Consider the following 18,981-nt stretch of genomic DNA (forward strand, 5'->3'; position numbering starts at 1 on the left):
CCTTCCGCGGAGTTAGATTGGCCGTCGTCCGATGACGGCTAGCCCCCACCGCGCGTACGGACGGTTCGTGGCAGTAGTAATAGGGTGGGTGGACCATGGGGACTTCGCTGGATTCGATCACTGACACGCGCGCTATGGAGTTGCGTTTCTATGAGAACCTTCGAGATCTCGCGCTGAGCTTCTCTCGCACCGGGCAAGTCACCTCGGTCGCCGTTGTCGGCAACCAACCGCTGGACCCGTCAACCGACCGGGCTGCGATCATCGACGGCGCGGACATCGTGTTCCGAGTAAATGGGTTCGCGCTGGACCCACCCGGCAGCCCCGCGACTGTAGGCACGCGCGCCGATGTCGTCGTATTCAACCGAGGGGTAAGACCCTCTCCCTGGTTCTTCGAGTCTTACGCAGAACGGCTCTATCTGCTTGTCGAGCCAGGGATGCTGCTCGATGAGAACCCGAAGATCCCCGATTTCTGGCCGGAAGACCTCGGGGCGCTGACCGTTCCCAATCGGGAAGTAGTGCTCCCACTGGGGTCTGCCATCGGGATCGATCCTCGCGCGGAGGGGCAGTGGGCTACGACCGGCACGATCATGTTGTGGATCGCCCTCAACCTTTTTCCTGAGCTGCGGATCGATGCGGCCGGGTTCTCTTTCGTGGACGAGCCGTCTCAGAGCGAATGGCGTCACGCATACGGCGACTCATCACCCGTCGGTACGGAGCATCGAATCGCAGCGGAAGCTGCCTTGATCCGTTCCCTGATCGGCTCGGGCCGCGTGGCCCTTCATCGTTAGCAGGAACTCACAAGGGAGTTGAGGAACATGCTCAAGCGGTTTCGCACGAGGTTGGACGCAGCGGTAGCGAGGCGCGTCGACAGGGCGCTGAAGCAGCTCCGCGACGAGATCGACGTCGAGCGGGAGAACCTGCGTGGCGAACGTGAGGAGTATGAAGCGCGGTTGAGGGGAAACCAGGCTGACTTCTCGTTTCTCCGATCCGAGTTCGACCGTCTCGCGCCCCAACTCGCTTCGCTCGAGGTGCGCTTCGAGCGGCTCCGCAACGAACTGGACCTTCCGCCCCTCAACCCAGACACCGAGTTGCAGCGGGCCCGAGCCGAACACGAGCGTGCCCGCCTCCGGCTGCAGGCCGTGTCACGGTTCGAGGAGCGTCTGCGTCGCCTGGAGCACGATCGGGCGGATTGACCCGATCAGATCCGTTTCTGCTCGATGTGGGAGTTGATCGCGGCAAGTTCCGGGTCAGCTATGAGGAGTTCGATAATCTGCTCGGCCGACAGGCTCTCTGCGTGGTGTTCGTCGATCAGGCGCGTCAGGAGTCGCAGGTCGTCCGTCGTGTCAAGTGTGACGCGGAAAGCGGACGCATCGGCGGGGCGTCGGATGGAATGGAGGCTCGAGAGCCCGCTGCCATTCCGGTAGAGATACGGAGTGACGTGCTCGCGATCGGAGAGACTGGTCGCGTGACCATCCGCGTGCAAGAGCGCTGACGCTGAGAACACTTCGAAATCGAAGCCTCGAGGATACGTCCTTTCCAGGACGTTCGAGACGTGCGCGCCGTCGTCGCTGAGATCGACGAAGCGTTCGATTCCGGTGAGAATGACGTCTGCGTCGATGAGCGGGCAGTCCGCGGTCACCCTGACAACGACGTCGAGACGATGCTGTCTGGCCGCTCCGGCAAACCTGCCGAGGACATCTTCTTCGCTTCCGCGGAATACGTGCGCTCCGTATGCGCGCGCCTCGCCGACGACAGCGTCATCGATCTCGTTGACGGATGTCGCGACGATGACTGGCAGGTGGGATGCGTTCAGCCGAGTGATGTGATGGGCCAGCATCGACTCTCCGCCGGCGCGAAGCAGCACTTTTCCCGGCAGCCGACTACTCGACATCCGAGCCTGCGTGACGATGCCGATCCGGGTCAACGGAGAGCCTCGATGAGCGTCTCGGCCACACGATCGACTTCTTCGTCGGTGATGCCGGGGAAGATCGGCAGCGACAGTTCTTCGCGGTAGAACTTCTCCGCGTTAGGACACATTCCTCGTCGGTAGCCGGCCCGAGCGTAAACAGGATGCCAGTACACGGGCATGTAGTTGACCTGCACGCCGATCCCAGCAGCGCGCATCCTGTCGTAGACAACACGGCGACGTCCATCGAGGACCCGCAGCGGATACAGGTGCCAGACGGGATCGACGTCGTTTCGCTGTGCCGGGGTGCGTACCCCGGCCACGTCGTCAAGGGCGGCGTTGTAGCGTGCCGTCACCGCCGCGCGACGTTCTTTGAAGGCATCCAGTCTCCTCATCTGAGCCATCCCCAACGCGCACGCGATATCGGTCAGCCGATAGTTCACCCCGAACTCGTGGACCTCCTGGTGCCAAGAACCTTCTGTGACGATCTCGAACCGATCGGGATCCCGTACCAGCCCGATGAAATGGAACTCGTGAGCCCTCTGGGCGATATCGGGATCCTTTGCGACTACCGCACCGCCCTCTCCGGTCGTCATGTTCTTCGTCGGAAAGAACGAAAAAGTCGTGATGTCCGCGAGGTCACCCACAGGTCTACCTCGATATGTTCCGCCGATCGAGTGGGCTGCGTCGTCGAGCGTGAGCGCACCGACGGCGTCGGCGATCGGCTGGAGTGCGTCGTAGTCTGCGGGATGCCCGGCATAGTCAACTGCCGCGATGACGCGCGTCGCATCCGTGACCAGCGACGCGACAGCGGATGGGTCGATGAGTGCGGTATCTTCTTCGACGTCCGCGAACACGATATGAGCTCCGAGCAGCGAAGCCATCGCAGTCGTGGCCACAAAAGTCATGGGTGTCGAGATCACTTCACTCTGCGGTCCGACACCGGCCGCCGCATATGCCATGTGGAGCGCGGCAGTTCCCGAGGTTGAGGTGACCGCGCGATGACCGCCCGCGAGAGACGAGATCTGCCGCTCGAACTCATCGACAGCGGGGCCGGTCGTCAGCCAATCGCCGCGTAGCACCGCCGTGACCGCCGCAATGTCTTCCTCAGAGATCGACTGACGACCGTAGGGAAGCATCATCGCTACACGCCCGTCTCGATGATGTCGGCGATTTCGCGTTGGCTGTACCACTGTTCGTTGCTGTCTGAGCGATAGGCGAATCCCGGCGGCACCGGTATGGCGCCATCGGGTGCGGTGTACCCCCAGGATGCAAGATCGGGTTGGATCACGAAATATCGACCGTCTCGGATGGAGACCGTCCGGCGACCCTCCTCCGGACTGATCATCTCCTCGTGGAGCTTCTCGCCCGGACGGAGCCCCACATCCACGAGCTCCGCATCAGGAACGATGGCGTGCGCGAGGTCCACCACACGCATCGAGGGGATCCGGGGTACCAGCAGCTCGCCACCTTGCATGAGGTCGAAAGTGTCGACGACCATCTCCACAGCCTGAGGAAGCGTGATGAAGAATCGGGTGCATCGCATATCCGTGATCGGCAGAGGGCTGCCCTCTTCCCCGAGCTTGCGGAAATAGGGGATCACCGACCCGCGGGAACCCATGACGTTGCCGTATCTGACGACTGCGAAACGCGTGACATATGACGCCGCATAGTGGTTGCCGGTGACGAAGAGCTTGTCCGCGGTGAGCTTGGTCGCGCCGTAAAGATTGATGGGGCTGGAGGCTTTATCTGTCGACAACGCGACGACCTTCTTGACGCCCGCGTCGATCGAGGCCTCGATCACGTTCTGGCTTCCGAGAATGTTGGTTTTCACGAACTCGAAGGGGTTGTATTCAGCCGTGTCGACCTGTTTCAGCGCAGCCGCGTGGACAACATAATCGACATCGCGGAGAGCTCGGACAAGACGCCGCTCGTCGCGGATGTCTCCGATGAACCAGCGGAGCCGGGGGTCATCGGAGAATTGTTGACGGACTTCGTACTGCTTCAACTCGTCTCGCGAGTAGATGACGAGCCGTCTGGGGTCGAGGTTGTCCAGCGCATAGCGGATAAACGCTTTGCCGAAGGATCCGGTGCCTCCGGTGATCAGGATGTTCGATCCCGCGAGAATGGACAAAGGAACCCCTTGAATCTGGCCGGCCTGCGTGCGGGGCGGCCCTCCACCAGCAAGAAGAACGATCCCACCAATAGTCTAGGCGGAGGATGCCGTGCACTCTCAGGCGGCGCAACGTGCTCTCTCGAGGGTTTCTGTGGGAGGACTGCAGGTGAATCAGCGACACGTCTTCCTCTACTGCAATGCTGGCGGCGCGTACGGGATGGGTCATCTTCTCCGGTGTATCGCGCTCGCGCAGGAGGCATCGAGTAGGGGATGGCGAGCAGTCATCGGCGGCGAGATCAGCGATGAAGCTGCGGCTCGCGGCCGAGCCATCGACCCCGATATAGACATCGCGACTTTTCCACCGGGGCAGTCGCACGAATGGATAAACCACATTCAACGAGGCGGCTCGCCGGACGTTGTCCACATCGACTCGTACGGGGATGTCCCACAGGCCCTGCTTGGAGCTGATGCAGTCATCAGCAACATGCAGGACGGCCGTTTCGGCATCCGGCGCGCTGATCTAGCCATCGACCCGAATCTCGGGGCAGAAAGGCGGTTCGAGCGACCAGATCTGAGTACCTATCGACTCATCGGCGCGGACGCTGCCGTCGTTCGAGCGCAGGTGCGGGAACATCGCGGAGCAGCCCCGGAGGTTCATGATCGATTCCGTGTGCTCGTTGTGATCGGCGGGACCGATCCGGAGCAACTTACCGGTACCGTGGTGCGCGGCCTGAATGGGATCGAAGAGCCCCTGGACGTAGTCGTCGTCGCGAATGGGCCGCAGAAGGGCGACATCGAGCGATCGGCTCTCGGGAGCCAACACCGGGTGGTCGTCGAGCCGTTCCTGTCCGATCTTCCCGGCGTGGCTGCTGATCAGGATCTTGTGATTAGTGCAGCCGGCACCTCGGTATGGGATTTCGCCTGCATGGGTGTGCCAATGGCCCTCGTGTGCGCCGTGGAGAATCAGCGATCCGGCTATCGCGCAGCCGTTCAATCTCGACTCGCGATCGCCCTCGGTGAGCCCCCGCACGCCGACCTTGTGAAAAATGTTGCAGGTATCAGTCCGGCGGCGCTGAACGCTCAGCGCGAAGCGCAGAGCGTCCACCTTCGTTCCGTGGTTGATGGACTGGGGGCGTGGCGAATCGTGTCCGCGTGGGAACAGATTTCCGCACCGAGCCGGGCTGCGCGGGCGGAGCTGGATGCACAGGCTCGTCGTGCTGGTCCGGGCGACGCGACTGTGCTGTTTGAGTGGCGGAACGATCCCGTCACACGGGCGAGCTCGCGTACGACAGGCGTCCTGAACTGGACAGATCATGTCCTCTGGTTCAGCAATGCGATGGCAGCGGAGGACGTGCAGCTCTACGTCGTCGAGGTCGGTGACGAAAAGATCGGAACGGTCCGGTGGGATCACCGCGGTGGGACCGATTGGGAGATATCCATGACGATCGCACCGGCCGCGCGTGGCAAAGGGTGGGGGCGCGCTGTGCTTGCAGCGGGCGAGAGAGCATTCGCGGCAACGCGCCCCGCGCGACTCACTGCGGCGATCAACGCTTCGAACGTCGCATCCCTGCGACTGTTCAGTAGGGCCGGTTATCTGCCGCTGCTGCCAGCGGGGTCAGACGGGTTCGAAAAACGGGTCAAATGGCTCCTGTAGCGTCATACGTGGTCCCAGGACAACGGAGTCCCGCGCGCTACATCCGTTCGGAAGACCCGACCTGCTACCTGCCCGAACTGCTCCGCATCAAGTCCGCCGGCGGGACGGATGGAACGGACGTTGCTCACACTGACCATGTCGCCCGCCCGCACATCTTGGACAACGAAGAGCGATCGGCGTAGGGCACGTACGGCCCGTTCCTCCTCGGTCGGCCCGAAGGCAGTGCCGCTCAGAACTCCACGACGTGCTTGGTCCGTCGCAGCGACCAAGTCACCGAATTCAGCCGGGGTCAACGAAAAGTCCGCGTCGACCCCGCCCTGAGATCTCGACAACGCAACGTGCTTCTCGATCACGACTGCTCCGAGCGCAGCCGCCGCGACAGCGACGCCTATGCCGAGTGTGTGATCGGAGAGCCCGACGGGTAGATCAAAGGCCTCCCGGAGAACGCCTATGTTCCCGAGGCGCGCTTCCTCGGGGCGAGCCGGGTACGCCGCCGTGCATGCGAGGAGGACGAGGGGAGGGTTTCCGGAGGTTCGGATCGTGTCGACCGCGGCGTCGATCTCGGCGAGTGTCGCCATCCCCGTGGACACGATCATTGGCTTGCCCGTGCGAGCGACCTCGCGGAGGAGTGGCAGATCGACGATCTCCGCCGACGCGGTCTTGTACAGCTCGACTCCGTGCTCCTCGAGAAACTCGACCGCACTGGGATCGAAAGGAGTCGAAAAAGCTATCAAGCCGTGTGAACGCGCCCGCTCGAAGATGGCGGAGTGCCATTCCCAGGGCGTGTGGGCCTCCTGGTACAGCGAGTAAAGAGTCCGGCCGCCCCACAGCCCGTGTTCGCCTGCGACTCGGAACGCCGGCGCATCGGAATCGATCGTGAGGGTGTCCGCGGTGTACGTCTGGATCTTCAGGGCGCTCGCGCCAGACTCCGCGACCGCATCGACGATCGCGAGCGCGCGGTCAAGATCGCCGTTATGGTTTCCGGACATCTCTGCGATGGTGAAGACGGGTGCTGCCGCGCCGATCTCCCGGCTCGAGAGAGAAATAGCATCGGACGCGCTCATCACACGAGCTTATCCGCGGTCCTCGCACCGGCGCCCCGTCGACTTTCGTCGGGCTCATGGTCTTTCGGCCGCGCCTCGTGTGGCTCGCCGCTCATGTCGAAGACCGGAGTTAGGCTCCATGCGTGCCTGCATACCGTTCTTCTTCCGTCGCCGCCGTCCTCGCGATGAGCATCGTGGTCGTGGGCTGCGCGGCGGAGCCGCAGGCAGGCGCGAGCGCGACTGCTCAGCAGACCGTGTCGCCTTCGGCGCAACCCACGGCATCACACGAACCGTACGCCTCGGGCCCCCCCACACCTACCGTCGAGCCCATTCCCTCACCCACCTCGCCCGCGCAGCACGAGTTGGTGAACATCGCGGATCGATTGGGACTCGCCAACTTCACTCTGCGGGGTACCGCGGACTACATCTCGCAATGGGGCGTGGGCACCCTCGACGGCAGTGAGGTCAGAATCTACGAGTTCGCTTCGGAAGACGAATACCTGACATACCTTGATTCCGTTGCGCCCTTCGGCATAACGGCGGATGACTTCGTGAAGCAGGGGCTGTACGCCGTCGCGCCGACCGACCGCGGAAAGCTCGAACAGATACGCGCGGCCTTCTAGACCCAGAAGCCCGTGTGCGCCTGGGCCGCCTCGTCCTCGAGCATGGGCCCCACGACCTGAACGGTGCGCTGACCCCGGGCGAATACCTCGCGGCACGGGAGGTCGAGTGTCGGGTTCTCCTCGTGCGCACCCGTGAGTGAAAGCAGACGCCTCTCAGAGAGCGCATAAACGACGCGGTCGATGCCTGTCCAGTAGGCAGCGCCCGCGCACATCGCGCACGGTTCGGCGCTTGTGAAGAGGGTCGATCCGCGCATCCCGTCCGGGCCGAGAAGTCGCGCGGCAGCGGCGACCGCACGCATCTCTGCGTGCTGCGTGGGGTCTCCGTGGGGCGGCAAAGAGTTGTTGCCGTAGGACGACACGATTCGGCCGCGGACGTCGACGACCAAGGACCCGAACGGATGCGACCCTTCGGCGCGCGACTGCTCGGCGACGCGGATGCTCTCGCGCAAGTGGCCGAGATCCTCATCGCTCAGAGATGCGGGCATGAAACTCCTAGTTGTGAACAAGTGTGACGTTGCGTGTCGGTGTCTGACGCGCAGGTTTTCATCGTATGCCGCGAAAACGCAGAATCGTGACCGCCGGTTACGACGGTGTTACGACCTTCGAACGTCTTTCTCTTAACTTGTGAACAAGCTGTCTCGCCCGGTTACCGTTCTGGGGTGACCCACCCCGCCGCCGCTTCTCATACCCCCCGACCCGAGGAACCGATGTCCACCTCAACGCCCGGATCCGCGTCGACCGCGGTGCGCGCTCGCGTGGACGAAGAGCAGATCCGGTCGCTGCCCAAGGCCGAGGTGCACATCCATCTCGAGGGCACGTTCGCGCTGATCGATCTGCTCACCCTCGCTAAAGAGAACGGCGCCTCGCTGCCCGGGCCCGCCGCGACGCTATTCGATGTCGCAACGCATCATGCGTTCGAAGTCCCCGACGTCACGACCGGGGGAGCCGAAGCCGGAGCCGGCGCGGGTGGTCTGAGCGGATTCCTGCGCTTCCTCGACTGGCAGTGCGGTCTCGTGCAGACGCCCGCGCAGGCCGCGCGGGTGGCCTACGCATTCGCCGCGCGGCAGAGTGCCTCCGGCATCCGATACAGCGACGTGATCGTCAACCCGACCCACTGGAGCACCTGGCGCGGGCGCGAACTCGACCTGCTCGACGCGCTCGGCGCGGGCTTCGACGAGGCCGAGACCGACGGTCTCTGCGAGGTCGGAGTCGCGTACTCGCTCCTGCGCGGTCAGGGTGCCGCCGAGGCCGAGGATCTGGTTCGCGATCTCGTCGCCCGCAGGCCGAAGCGCGTCGTTGCGTTGTCGGTCGACGGTGACGAGAAAGCGTCGGGACGTACGGGCGAGAAGTTCCGAGATGCTTTCGCGCTTGCCGGGTCCGGCGGTCTGCGTCGCACGGTCCACGCGGGGGAGTCCAGCGGTCCCGAGGGCGTCTGGGACGCGCTCGACCTGCTGCACGCGGAACGCATCGATCACGGGGTGCGCTCGATCGAAGACCCGGCGTTGGTCGAGCGACTCGTCGTCGACAGCATCAGCCTTGGGGTGTGCCCCCGCTCCAATGTCGCTCTCGGTATCGCGCCGTCGTGGTCCGAGCATCCGCTTCCTCGACTGCTCGAGGCGGGCGTGCTGGTAACCCTGAACACGGATGACCCGGCACCGCTCGGCACGACGCTCGAGGCCGACTGGGCCGTCGCCGCCGAACAGTTCGGGTTCGACCTGACCGACCTGGCGGGCTTTGCCGGACGCTCGATCAACGCGAGCTTCGCGAACGACGACACGAAGCGGACGCTGCGTGCCGAGCTCGCCCGCGTCGCACCGGAGGCGGTGTACTGATGCGTCGTGCCCGCGCGAGGAAGGCGACGGTGGCGGCAGCCGCCCTCGCCCTCCTCGTCGTGGGCGCGAGTGCAGCGGGCGCTGGCATCGCGAACGCCAGCGGCAACGTCGACGTGGAACCCGTGGGTGCTGCCGTCGCCCGTGAGGTCGGCCTGGCGTCGATCGTCGCCGAATGGCCCGATTCGTACTCGGTCGTGGGCGGCAAGTCCGAACCTCTCTACACCGAGCGCATCACCTTCTCGCGTGACGACGACCTGTTCGCGCTCCGGATCGAGGTCATCGCGCAGGGTGACACGGCGCTCGGAACGCAGCGGGGTGCTGTGCGGGTGGCGGCGGACGGCACGATCACCTGGGTAGCGGGGTGCACGAAGGATGCGGCAGCCTGCGTCGATGATCCTGCGCTCCGCGGCTTCCTGACCACGGCGGCACTGATCGGTCTCGAGCGCACGGGGCGCCTGCCCGAGACAGGCACGGCTCGGGCGTTGCACGGGACCCCGGTGGTGTGCGTGGACGACGACGCCGTGCACCCCGACTCCGCGCCATCGATCGCGGGGCTCGATCCCTGCTTCTCCGTTGCGACCGGAGCGCTGCTCGGTCATTGGTCCGCCGCGAGCGCCGCGTTCGTCGGACCGACCCTGGCCGCGGGTTTCGCCGAGACGGGCGAGCGCGACGACGCGCTCTTCGCCGAGGTGCTCGGCGAGGTGTTCCCGTGACGACCCCGTCCCCGCCTCGGACCCCGACCTCGACCCCGCCTGTTCCGCTCCGCCCGCCCCTCACCCGCAACCCAGCACTCACTCACCCCGAAAGGACCCACCCATGAGCACCAAACGCCGCACCCTGCTCTCGGCCGCCGCCCTGGTCGCCGGATCAGCTCTCCTTCTGGCCGGATGCTCCGGCTCGGCCGAAGAATCCTCCAGCGCCTCCGGTGATGCCGGCTCCGACGTCATCCGCGTCGGTGCGCTCACCCCCGGCAACGCAAACGACGGCGCATTCAACCAGGCCCTCGCGGACGCGCTCGCTCAGTTGGAGGACGAGGGCTTGATCGAATACGAATTGCGCGAGCAGATGGCCGACCCGGCGACGAGCGAGCCCGTGGTGGCCGACTTCGCCAGCCAGGGGTTCGATTTGATCATCGGACACGGCATCGAACTCGGTGACGCGATCTTCTCCGTGGCGGAGGACTTCCCGGACCTGGCATTCACGGCATCCGGCGGCCCCGACATCCTCGAGAAGTACACAGACAACGTCGAAACCTGGACCTACGACACCCCGCAGGTCGGATACCTCTCGGGCTACATCGCCGGCGCGACCGGGGCGACCCCGATCGGCCGTGTGGAGAGCCTCGAGCTCGACTTCGTTGTAGCGACCGACGCGTTCTTCCAGCAGGGCGTCGCGGCCGCGAACCCGGCAGCCGAGCTGCTGCCCGTCGTCTACGCGGGAAGCTTCGATGACGCCGAGGCTGCGGCATCCGCGACCACCGGTCTGATCGGTCAGGGTGCACGACTCGTCTACACGACCGGCGATGGAATCGCCGCGGGAGTGGGAGCTGCAGCGTCCGAGGCCGGCGTGTTGACCGTGGGCGTCTCGTCCGCGGCCGGTGCGGATGCGCTCGCGACCAACGTCTCGACGGTGGACCTCGACATGTATCCGATCGTCAAGGCCTGGGTCGAAGAGGTGGCTGCGGGCGACTTCGGCGGCAAGGGTGTGACATCCACGCTCGAGAACGGTGGCATCGTCTACGATCCCATCAACGATGTGGATGGCGCCGTCCCCGCCGATGTTGCATCGAAGGTCGAGGACGTCATCGCCGGTCTGATCGACGGAAGCATCACCATCTCCTAACCTCGGGCTTTCACGCTTGTGGTCCGGCGACCGTGCGTGTTGGATAGGGAAAGTGCTCCTGACCTGGGAGAATAAGGCTTGTCGAGAGTCGTATTGATCCGCAAGAAGGAGCACCTTCAGGGTGAAGAATACCGGAGCGTATCCCCGCGTGAATGTTGACACCGCGAGGGTGTCCGCGATCGGTCAAGCGGGCGGTGTGCTGCTGACCGAAACCGCACGCGCCACTGGTCTTGACCGGGCGCTGTCCGAGGCTCTCGGGCCGTGGCGGAAGCCGTTTGCGATCCATGATCCCGGGAAAGTTGTCGTGGATCTTGCGATCGCGCTCACGTTGGGTGGTGACGCTCTCGCTGACATCGGGGTGCTCCGCGGCGAGCCAGGGGTGTTCGGGCCGGTCGCATCAGACCCGACGGTGTCCCGCACGATCGCGGCCCTCGCTGCTGACCCGGACCGCGCGATCGCTGCGATCAACACCGCGAGAGCCACTGCTCGGGAGCGGGCGTGGTCGCTGGCCGGTGAGCACGCGCCCGGTCACGCCGCGACGGTGAAGGACCCGCTGATCATCGATCTGGATGCGACGTTGATCACCGCGCACTCCGAGAAAGAACACGCCGCACCGACATACAAGCGCGGCTTCGGCTTTCATCCGTTGTGCGCGTTTCTCGACCACGGGAAACCCGGGGCGGGTGAGGCGCTCGCGATCAAGCTCCGCCCGGGCAACGCCGGCTCGAACACCGCCGCGGACCACATCGACGTCGTGAAACAAGCGCTCGCGCAGTTGCCCGGAGGTTCGGCCCGGCCGGGGAAGAGCGTGCTGATCCGCGCCGACGGTGCCGGTGGAACGCACGAGTTCGTGAAGTGGCTCAGCGGGCGCCGGTTGGCGTATTCGGTGGGGTTCACGCTCCCTCAGTTCACCCCGGAGCTGTATCGGAAGATCCCCGAGAAGGTGTGGGCACCGGCCTACAACGCGGCCGAAGAAGGCCGCCCGGGTGCGGATGTCGCCGAGTTCACCGGGATCCTCGACCTCACGAAATGGCCGCCAGGGATGCGTGTCATCGTGCGCCGCGAACGACCACACCCCGGCGCGCAACTGCGGTTCGATGACGTCGACGGTTACCGCCTGACCGCGTTCGCCACGAACACGGCCCGCGGGCAACTCGCCGCCCTCGAGCTGCGGCACCGTCGGCGGGCGCGCTGCGAGGACCGCATCCGTATCGCGAAAGACACCGGACTGCGCAACCTGCCCCTGAAAGCGTTCGATCAGAACCGCATTTGGTGCCACCTCGTGGCCCTCGCGTCCGAACTGATGGCCTGGATGGGAATGCTCGCGCACCCCACCGATGCCGCCCGCCGGTGGGAACCGAAACGGTTACGGCTGCGGCTGTTCTCCATCCCGGCAGCGATCGCGCGGCACGGCCGGCGCACGACCCTGCACCTCTCCGACCGGGCAACCTGGGTCGCCACGGCCCTCGCGGCGATCACCGGGCTGCGCGCTCACGCGCGGGCGCCCGGCTGACGCCGGCAGCCTTCAGTCCACCCACGACAGCACCGCCCCGGACCGGAACCCCGCCCACGCAGCGACACGCGACTCATTGTCGTACCCAGGCGACAGAATCAGGTTCAAGCGAGCGCACCCACGCTCATTCGACCCCGCTCACAACGACCATGAAAGGTCGAGGCTAATGAGTAATCCCTCCACCGAGTCGGACCGCGTCCACCGGACGCGGTCCGACTCAGCGAGCACCTCGGGCCGCGCCCTCGTGGCGCGGTCCGTCTCGAAGAGCTTCGGCGCCGTGCGGGCGCTCGATGACGCCGCCATCGCGGTGCATCCCGGCCGAGTGCATGCCCTCGTCGGAGAGAACGGCGCGGGCAAGTCGACGCTCGCGAAGATCCTCGCGGGTATCGAGCGTCCTGATGCCGCCGTCATGACGATCGCGGATTCTTCGTACGCGCCGCACGACCGTGCCGACGCCAAGCGGCTCGGCATCGACATGGTGCCGCAGCAGCTCAGCCTCGTCGGCGAGCTCACGCTCGTCGAGAACTTTCTGTTGACGGGTCGCAGCCCGCTCGCCCGGCGTTCGCGTGCACGCGCGGTGCTCGCCGCGACCCTGGAACGCGCGGGTGTTCAGGTGGATCTGGATGTGCCGACCTCCGCTCTCAGCCAGGCCCACCGACAGCTGGGTGAGATCGTCGTCGCGCTGGCCGAGGGGGCGACGACGCTTATTCTCGACGAGCCCACCGCAAGCCTCGGCCCCCTGGAGGTCGGTGGTCTCTTCGACCACCTGCGCGCACTATGCGAACTCGGCACGGCCATCCTGCTGATCACGCACCGCCTCGATGAGGTGCGCCAGGTCGCCGACGAGGTCACGGTGCTCTCACATGGGCGGGTCGTGCATCACGGACCTGCGGCGGGCCTCGAACCCGCGCGCATCGCCGAACTCATGGTCGGGGACCTGCCGCAACCCGCTGCTCGCACCCGACGCGTGCCGGGACCCACGACGCTTTTCGCCCGCGGATTGACAGCTGCCTCGCGCCGCGATGCCTCGCTGGTCAATGTCTCTCTCGATGTCCGCGCCGGTGAGATCGTCGGAGTCGCGGGAGTCGCGGGAAGCGGCCAGAACCTGCTGATGGACGTCCTCGCCGGATTCGAGAGGCCGCAGGCGGGCGAGGTGCGGGTCGCCGACGAGCTGGTCACGGATGCACGGGGGATGCTGCGCGCCGGCGTCGCCTGGATCCCCGAGGAGCGCAACGAGGCCATCGTGCCGACCCTCACGCTCCGCGAGAACCTCGACGTCTACGCCAGCGCGACAGGTCGGCGGACGGGCTCGCGGGCGCGTCGCACGACACACGCCGAGATCCTCCGCTCCTTCGACGTTCGCCCGGCGGAGCCCGCGCTCGCCGCGGGTGGACTCTCGGGCGGCAATCAGCAGAAGCTGCTCGTGGCGCGCGAGCTCGGCACTGTGTGGGGCGAGGGCGAGGCGCCGCGCGTTGTGCTCTCCTACGGCCCGACGCAGGGCCTCGACCTGCGGGCGGCTCAGGCCGTGCGCGAGCGGCTCGTCGCAGCATCCGAGGCAGGGGCCGCCGTGCTGGTTGCCTCGCACGACCTCGATGAGATCCTCGCGCTGGCCGACCGCGTGCTGGTCATGTTCGGCGGACGCATCGTCGCCGACCTGCCGGTGGCGGAGGCCACGACATCGCGCCTGGGCGCGGCGATGGCCGGGCTCACGGAGCCGGGTCCCGCACATTCACAGACGGAGAAGCAATGACCGACAAGAGCGACCTCTATCCCACAGCGGACGAACTCGGCCGCCTTCGCGCCGTGGCGACCGGCCGTGAGTTGGCGGACCTCATCGTCCGCGGGGGGCTCGTGCAGTCACCCGGCACCGAGGAATGGCTCGAGCGCGACGTCGTGATCGCGGGACGCCACATCGCGACTCTGACCCCGTGGGGGCATTTCCGCGACGCCCTCGCCGAAATCGATGCATCCGGAAGTCACGTCGTGCCCGGATTCATCGACGCCCACCTGCACATCGAGTACACCAATCTGACACCGGGCGAGCTCGCCCGTCTGAGCGTGGCGCGTGGCACGACGACCGTGTTGACCGACCCGAACGGTTCCGCGAACGTCTGGGGCACGCGGGGGATGGACTTCGCGCTCACCACCGGCACGCCCCTGCACATCTTTCAGCAGGTTTCGCCGACGACGCCGGCATCCACGACACTCGAGCGGGGCGGCGCAGTCATCGCCGAAGAGGTCGTGCGCGGGCGCCTGCACGGCGACGTCACGGTGACCCTCGGCGAGGGCAACCCGTTCGACTACGGCGACACATCGACCGGCCGTTTTCGCGAGGCGCTGGCTTCCGGCCGCCGCATCACGGGCCACACGGCCGCCCAGACCGAAGAGTCGCTGTGGGGCTATCTCGCCGCGGGTGTCGGTGACGACCACAACTCTGCGACGGTCGACGAGGTGCTGGAGCGCACGCGGCTCGGCGCCATGATCACGATCATGGGCTCGTCGCTCACCGACAACACGGTGCCGATCTTCGCCGATCTGGAGGCTATCGCGCACGCTCTGCGGAGCCTGTGTTTCTGCGCCGACGACAAGCACGTCCTCGACCTCATGACCGAGGGACACATCGACCATCATGTTCGTCAGGCGATCCGCTTCGGCGTTGACCCGCAGCTGGCGTACCGGATGGCGACGACCCATGCTGCGCACTACTACCGGCTCGATCAGGTCCTGGGGGTGCTCGCCCCGTCGCGCCTCGCCGACCTTCAGATCGTGCCCGATCTGGCGGACGTGCGTCCCTCGAGCGTCATCGTCGCGGGTGAGATCGTCGCGGCCGGGGGAGTGGCGCTGTTCGCGAACGAGGACCCGGTGCCCGATTGGGTGCTCGACACGGTACGGCTGCCCGCGACGCTCGACCCCCGCATGTTCGAGCTCGCCGCCCCCGCGGAAGCCGCGACCGTGGGTGTGCGTGCCATGGAGATGTACAAGGGCTATTTCAAGCGTGCCTTCGACGCGAAACTGCCGGTGGTCGGGGGACAGGTCATAGCCGACCCGGCGCAGGACGTGCTGAAGATCGCGATCGTCGACCGGCACCACCGCGACGGCAGCGTCGGGCTCGGATTCGTGCGTGGGTTCGGCCTGCGCCGTGGCGCCATCGCCATCACGATGAACTGCCCCAACATGAACATCGCCGTGGTCGGTGCGGACGACGCATCCATGCTCCAAGCGGTCGAAGAACTGCGCGCCATGCAGGGCGGCTACGTCACTGTCGCCGATGGTGAGGTGCTGGCTCGCGTCGCCCTGCCCGTCGGGGGCATGATGAGCGCCGCGCCGTTCGAAGAGACTGCTGAGGCGCTGCGGGTCGCGCACGCTGCGACGGCGGAACTCGGATGCCCCATCCCGTCCCCCTTCATCATCCTGTCCTTCGTCGGGCTCTACGTGGTGCCCGATCTGGGTGTGACGGAGCGCGGCCTCATCGACGCTTTCACGCAAGAGTTCGTCGACGTCTTGCTGCCCGGGCCCATCGACTCGTGCGGGCACGGCTCAGAGGGTTCGGCCGGGCATGGATCGGAGGGCCCCTCGTGAGGTCGTTCGACACCCGGCAGTGGGTCACCACGGTCGGGGTGCTGGTCGGGGTCGTGCTGATCTCGGCGGCGCTCATCGTGTTCGCGGGCGCGGATCCCCTCGTGGGCCTTCGCGGCCTCGTCGAGGGCGTGTCGAGCTCGCCGTACCGTGTCGGCGAGGTGCTCGTCGGCGCCGTGCCGATCGCGATCATCGCACTGACCCTGATTCCCGCTTTGCGTGCCGGCGTGTTCTCGGTCGGGGCCGAGGGGCAGGTCACAATCGGTGCGATCCTCGCCACGGGCACAATCCTCGCGACGCGTGACGTGCTGGGCGACGGCGCACCCGCACCTGTCTTCTGGCTCGTCGGTGCCGTCGCGGGCGCCCTCGGCGGAGGTCTCTGGGCTCTTCTCCCGGCGCTCCTCGCTGTGCGGTGGCGGGTGAACGAGATCCTCTCGACCCTGCTGCTCAACTACGTCGCAGTCGGGGTGCTCGGACTGACCCTGCGGACCTGGCTGGCCTCGCCCGAAGACACCGCCACCCCGCAGAGTGAGCGACTCCCCGAGGCCGCGGCGCTCCCGACGCTCATCCCGGGCACTCGCGCCCACGCGGGCATCCTGCTGGTGATCGTGGTGGCCGCCGTCTTCATCTGGTGGCGTCGCACGCCCGGCAGCACGCGGCTCGGAGTTTTCGCGTCCCGTCCGAAGCTCGCCCTGCGCCTGGGCGCGACCCGGCGTCGCACGATCTACTCGACCATGGTCTTGTCCGGGATCGGCGCGGGGGTCGTGGGATGGATCCAGGTCGCCGGGGTCAATGAGCGACTTCTCGGCTCCGTCTCGGGGGGCGTCGGCTTCTCGGGTCTCGCGGTCGCACTGCTCGGTGCCCTCGTCCCGACCGGCGTCGTCCTCGCGGCGCTGTTCTTCTCGGCACTGACGGCGGGCGCGGTCGGGATGCAGTCGGCCACGGGCACGATTCCGTCCTCGATCGCCGAGGTCATCAAGGGCGTGCTGCTGCTCGGCGTCGCCTGCATCGCCGCCGTTCAGCGTTCACCGGCGGCCGCGGTTGCGCCGTCGGGCACCCCCGCGGCCGCGGATGACGACGCCGTGCCCGGCCCGGGCACGGGAGCCGCCATCGAGGCGGAGGCCGGCACATCCGCCGAGGCCGAACGATCGGAGGGAATCCGGTGAGCCTCGAACTCTGGGTCTCGATCTTGGCCGGCGCTCTCGCGCTTTCCGCGCCGCTGATCCTCGCGGGCATCGGCGAGGGATTCGTCGAGCGGGCGGGCCGCATCAACCTCGGCATCGAGGGAATGATGATCATGGGTGCGTTCGTCGGCGTATTCGTCGCGAGCATGGCGGGTGCCGTTGCCGGGCTCGCTGCGGGTGCTGCAACAGGCATCCTGCTCGCTCTCCTGATGAACACCGCCGTGTACCGGCTGCACGCCAACGAGATCGTCGTCGGACTCGCGATCACGATGCTGGGCCTCGGCCTCAGCACCTATCTGTTCCAGCTCTGGGTCCCGTCCGGGCAGACGAACGTGAGCGTGACCACGATCCCGAAGCTGCCTCTCGGGCCCCTGGCCGATATTCCCGTTCTCGGTCCCGTGCTGTTCACCCAGAGCCCCGTGGTCTACGCGACCGTTGCTCTGCTTGTCGTGGCCTGGGCCGTGATGCGTTTCACACGCTTCGGGTTGCAGGTGCGGGCAGTGGGGTCCGACACGGCTTCTGCCCAGCTGCGGGGCGTGCGAGCTCAGCGCGTGGGGGCGAATACCCTGCTCATCGGTGGCGCTCTGGCGGGTATCGCCGGCGCGGTGATCACGGTGGGAACGATCGGATCGTTCGCCCCGGGAATCACGGCGGGCCGCGGCTACATCGTGCTCGCGGTCGTGATCATGGGACGGATGTCCCCGGTCGGGATCGCTCTCGGTGCCCTCCTGTTCGCCTTCCTGCAGAGCTTCTCGTTGCTCGCGCAGTCCACCGGGCTGCAGGTGCCGAGCGAGGTGTATCAGACTCTTCCGTATGTCGTCACGCTCATCGTCCTCGTCTTCACCTCGCGTGCGCAGTTGCGTCGCCTGACCCCCCGGATGCGGATCTCATGAGCGATGCTGTTGCCCGCGACGCGACTGCCCGCGATTCGTCGTCCCGGCAGGAGAGCCGCCGCGTGCTCGCTGCTGTCCTCAAGTTCGTCCGCGACGCGGCCGAGGCGGGGTCGAACCTGCCCGGAGAGGTCGAGCTCGCGGAGCGGGTCGGTTGCAGCCGCAAGCAGGTGCGGGACGTGCTGGCGTCGCTTGAACAGCAGGGCATCGTGCTGCGTAGACAGGGAGCGGCGACCGAGGTCGACCCGGTCGCGATGCGCATGAGCGTGCGATTCGAGGACCAGCTCGAGCACGAGGTGCTGTTGCAGCAGTTGGGGTACGAGAGCTCGGTCGAGGTCATCGAGACGAGCGAAATCGTCATGCCGCCCGACGTGGCCGGTCTGCTCATGATCGAGGCAGGTGTCCGCGCTGCGCGTGTCGTCAAACGGTGGCGCGCCGACGGCGCCGTCGCGATGCTCGCCTTCGACCTCGTGCCCCTGCCTCCCGGTGTCGACTCGGCAGAACTGGGTGACTCGATCTATTCGGCCGCGACCCGGCTGTGGGGCGAGGCCGTGGCGTGGGAGGTCGCGACACCGTCGGCCGAGATCCTCGGCGATGAGGATGCGGTGTTGTTCGAAAGGGCGCCTGGCATCCCCGTCCTGACCCTCGACATCGTCGGGATCGGGCTGAGCGGCCGCCGCCTCTTCCACGCGCGTGAGCTGCATGATCCCGCCACCGTTTCGTATTCGATGATGCGGACCGTCCGGCCCCCGCAGGTCTTCAGTACCGCCCGGTACCAGTTCTAATCGCCCGTTCTCACCCG

General features: G+C 66.4%; 18 protein-coding genes. 13 read left to right on the top strand and 5 right to left on the bottom strand.

What is annotated here, in order from left to right; genetic code table 11:
• Window positions 1-95 precede the first annotated feature (95 nt).
• Together ACXZ1E_RS13990 and ACXZ1E_RS13995 are read left to right on the top strand one after the other, a co-directional pair.
• Window positions 96-788, top strand: a complete 693-nt coding sequence (locus tag ACXZ1E_RS13990; RefSeq protein WP_458041066.1) for a hypothetical protein — start codon at window positions 96-98, stop codon at window positions 786-788.
• Between the two features lie 27 nt (window positions 789-815).
• A complete protein-coding gene (locus ACXZ1E_RS13995; protein ID WP_458041067.1) occupies window positions 816-1,193 on the top strand; it encodes a hypothetical protein in 378 nt (125 codons plus the stop codon).
• Between the two features lie 5 nt (window positions 1,194-1,198).
• Here ACXZ1E_RS13995 and ACXZ1E_RS14000 read toward each other — a convergent pair whose 3' ends face one another.
• The 3 genes from ACXZ1E_RS14000 to pseB are packed head-to-tail and all read right to left on the bottom strand — an operon-like array spanning window position 1,199 to window position 4,040.
• A complete protein-coding gene (locus tag ACXZ1E_RS14000; RefSeq protein ID WP_458041068.1) occupies window positions 1,199-1,924 on the bottom strand; it encodes a cytidylyltransferase domain-containing protein in 726 nt (241 codons plus the stop codon).
• The gene (locus ACXZ1E_RS14005; protein ID WP_458041069.1) at window positions 1,921-3,048 is read right to left on the bottom strand and encodes a DegT/DnrJ/EryC1/StrS family aminotransferase; all 1,128 of its coding nucleotides are present in this window, start codon (window positions 3,046-3,048) and stop codon (window positions 1,921-1,923) included. Before ACXZ1E_RS14005 ends, ACXZ1E_RS14000 begins: the two co-directional genes overlap by 4 nt.
• Before the next feature lie 2 nt (window positions 3,049-3,050).
• Window positions 3,051-4,040 carry a UDP-N-acetylglucosamine 4,6-dehydratase (inverting) gene (pseB, locus tag ACXZ1E_RS14010; protein WP_458041070.1) on the bottom strand — a complete coding sequence of 330 codons (990 nt, stop codon included), beginning with the start codon at window positions 4,038-4,040 and terminating at the stop codon, window positions 3,051-3,053.
• Window positions 4,041-4,701: 661 nt separating this feature from the next.
• On the opposite strand from pseB, the gene ACXZ1E_RS14015 reads away from it, so the two are divergent.
• A complete protein-coding gene (locus tag ACXZ1E_RS14015; RefSeq protein ID WP_458041071.1) occupies window positions 4,702-5,676 on the top strand; it encodes a GNAT family N-acetyltransferase in 975 nt (324 codons plus the stop codon).
• Between the two features lie 2 nt (window positions 5,677-5,678).
• Here ACXZ1E_RS14015 and pseI read toward each other — a convergent pair whose 3' ends face one another.
• Entirely contained in the window at window positions 5,679-6,740 is a 1,062-nt protein-coding gene (pseI, locus tag ACXZ1E_RS14020) for a pseudaminic acid synthase (protein WP_458041072.1), read from the bottom strand.
• A gap of 122 nt (window positions 6,741-6,862) precedes the next feature.
• Here pseI and ACXZ1E_RS14025 point away from each other — a divergent pair, with 122 nt between their 5' ends.
• Window positions 6,863-7,342 (top strand): hypothetical protein, encoded by a 480-nt coding sequence (locus ACXZ1E_RS14025; protein WP_458041073.1) that lies wholly within the window; start codon window positions 6,863-6,865, stop codon window positions 7,340-7,342.
• Here the strand turns inward: ACXZ1E_RS14025 and ACXZ1E_RS14030 are convergent.
• On the bottom strand, window positions 7,339-7,827 hold the full coding sequence (locus ACXZ1E_RS14030; RefSeq protein WP_100814085.1) for a nucleoside deaminase: 489 nt from the start codon (window positions 7,825-7,827) through the stop codon (window positions 7,339-7,341). The genes ACXZ1E_RS14025 and ACXZ1E_RS14030 overlap by 4 nt on opposite strands.
• A gap of 222 nt (window positions 7,828-8,049) precedes the next feature.
• On the opposite strand from ACXZ1E_RS14030, the gene add reads away from it, so the two are divergent.
• The 9 genes from add to ACXZ1E_RS14075 all read left to right on the top strand — a co-directional run bounded on the left by add (window position 8,050) and on the right by ACXZ1E_RS14075 (window position 18,964).
• A complete protein-coding gene (gene add / locus ACXZ1E_RS14035; protein WP_458041074.1) occupies window positions 8,050-9,174 on the top strand; it encodes an adenosine deaminase in 1,125 nt (374 codons plus the stop codon).
• Complete coding sequence (locus tag ACXZ1E_RS14040) at window positions 9,174-9,887, top strand: hypothetical protein (protein WP_458041075.1); 714 nt, start codon at window positions 9,174-9,176, stop codon at window positions 9,885-9,887. Before add ends, ACXZ1E_RS14040 begins: the two co-directional genes overlap by 1 nt.
• A 103-nt stretch (window positions 9,888-9,990) precedes the next feature.
• Window positions 9,991-11,016 (top strand): BMP family lipoprotein, encoded by a 1,026-nt coding sequence (locus ACXZ1E_RS14045; protein ID WP_458041076.1) that lies wholly within the window; start codon window positions 9,991-9,993, stop codon window positions 11,014-11,016.
• A 121-nt stretch (window positions 11,017-11,137) separates the two neighbouring features.
• Complete coding sequence (locus tag ACXZ1E_RS14050; RefSeq protein WP_458041077.1) at window positions 11,138-12,529, top strand: IS1380 family transposase; 1,392 nt, start codon at window positions 11,138-11,140, stop codon at window positions 12,527-12,529.
• A gap of 166 nt (window positions 12,530-12,695) precedes the next feature.
• Window positions 12,696-14,279 (top strand): ABC transporter ATP-binding protein, encoded by a 1,584-nt coding sequence (locus ACXZ1E_RS14055; protein ID WP_458041078.1) that lies wholly within the window; start codon window positions 12,696-12,698, stop codon window positions 14,277-14,279.
• The gene (locus tag ACXZ1E_RS14060) at window positions 14,276-16,108 is read left to right on the top strand and encodes an adenine deaminase C-terminal domain-containing protein (RefSeq protein ID WP_458041079.1); all 1,833 of its coding nucleotides are present in this window, start codon (window positions 14,276-14,278) and stop codon (window positions 16,106-16,108) included. Before ACXZ1E_RS14055 ends, ACXZ1E_RS14060 begins: the two co-directional genes overlap by 4 nt.
• Window positions 16,105-17,271: an ABC transporter permease gene (locus ACXZ1E_RS14065; RefSeq protein ID WP_458041080.1), complete on the top strand. Its 1,167-nt coding sequence runs from the start codon at window positions 16,105-16,107 to the stop codon at window positions 17,269-17,271. The genes ACXZ1E_RS14060 and ACXZ1E_RS14065 overlap by 4 nt, the downstream gene beginning before the upstream one ends.
• Entirely contained in the window at window positions 17,268-18,182 is a 915-nt protein-coding gene (locus tag ACXZ1E_RS14070) for an ABC transporter permease (RefSeq protein WP_458041081.1), read from the top strand. Before ACXZ1E_RS14065 ends, ACXZ1E_RS14070 begins: the two co-directional genes overlap by 4 nt.
• Entirely contained in the window at window positions 18,179-18,964 is a 786-nt protein-coding gene (locus tag ACXZ1E_RS14075; RefSeq protein WP_458041082.1) for a GntR family transcriptional regulator, read from the top strand. Before ACXZ1E_RS14070 ends, ACXZ1E_RS14075 begins: the two co-directional genes overlap by 4 nt.
• Window positions 18,965-18,981 lie beyond the last annotated feature (17 nt).

This window comes from Pacificispira sp. HM-600 (genome assembly GCF_977993705.1).

Excerpts from the sequence above, each read along its gene's own strand:
- ACXZ1E_RS13990 (WP_458041066.1), top strand. The coding sequence starts at position 96 with ATGGGGACTTCGCTGGATTCGATCACTGACACGCGCGCTATGGAGTTG.
- ACXZ1E_RS13995 (WP_458041067.1), top strand. The coding sequence starts at position 816 with ATGCTCAAGCGGTTTCGCACGAGGTTGGACGCAGCGGTAGCGAGGCGC.
- ACXZ1E_RS14005 (WP_458041069.1), bottom strand. The coding sequence starts at position 3,048 with ATGATGCTTCCCTACGGTCGTCAGTCGATCTCTGAGGAAGACATTGCG.
- pseI (WP_458041072.1), bottom strand. The coding sequence starts at position 6,740 with ATGAGCGCGTCCGATGCTATTTCTCTCTCGAGCCGGGAGATCGGCGCG.
- ACXZ1E_RS14030 (WP_100814085.1), bottom strand. The coding sequence starts at position 7,827 with ATGCCCGCATCTCTGAGCGATGAGGATCTCGGCCACTTGCGCGAGAGC.
- add (WP_458041074.1), top strand. The coding sequence starts at position 8,050 with ATGTCCACCTCAACGCCCGGATCCGCGTCGACCGCGGTGCGCGCTCGC.
- ACXZ1E_RS14040 (WP_458041075.1), top strand. The coding sequence starts at position 9,174 with ATGCGTCGTGCCCGCGCGAGGAAGGCGACGGTGGCGGCAGCCGCCCTC.
- ACXZ1E_RS14045 (WP_458041076.1), top strand. The coding sequence starts at position 9,991 with ATGAGCACCAAACGCCGCACCCTGCTCTCGGCCGCCGCCCTGGTCGCC.
- ACXZ1E_RS14055 (WP_458041078.1), top strand. The coding sequence starts at position 12,696 with ATGAGTAATCCCTCCACCGAGTCGGACCGCGTCCACCGGACGCGGTCC.
- ACXZ1E_RS14060 (WP_458041079.1), top strand. The coding sequence starts at position 14,276 with ATGACCGACAAGAGCGACCTCTATCCCACAGCGGACGAACTCGGCCGC.
- ACXZ1E_RS14075 (WP_458041082.1), top strand. The coding sequence starts at position 18,179 with ATGAGCGATGCTGTTGCCCGCGACGCGACTGCCCGCGATTCGTCGTCC.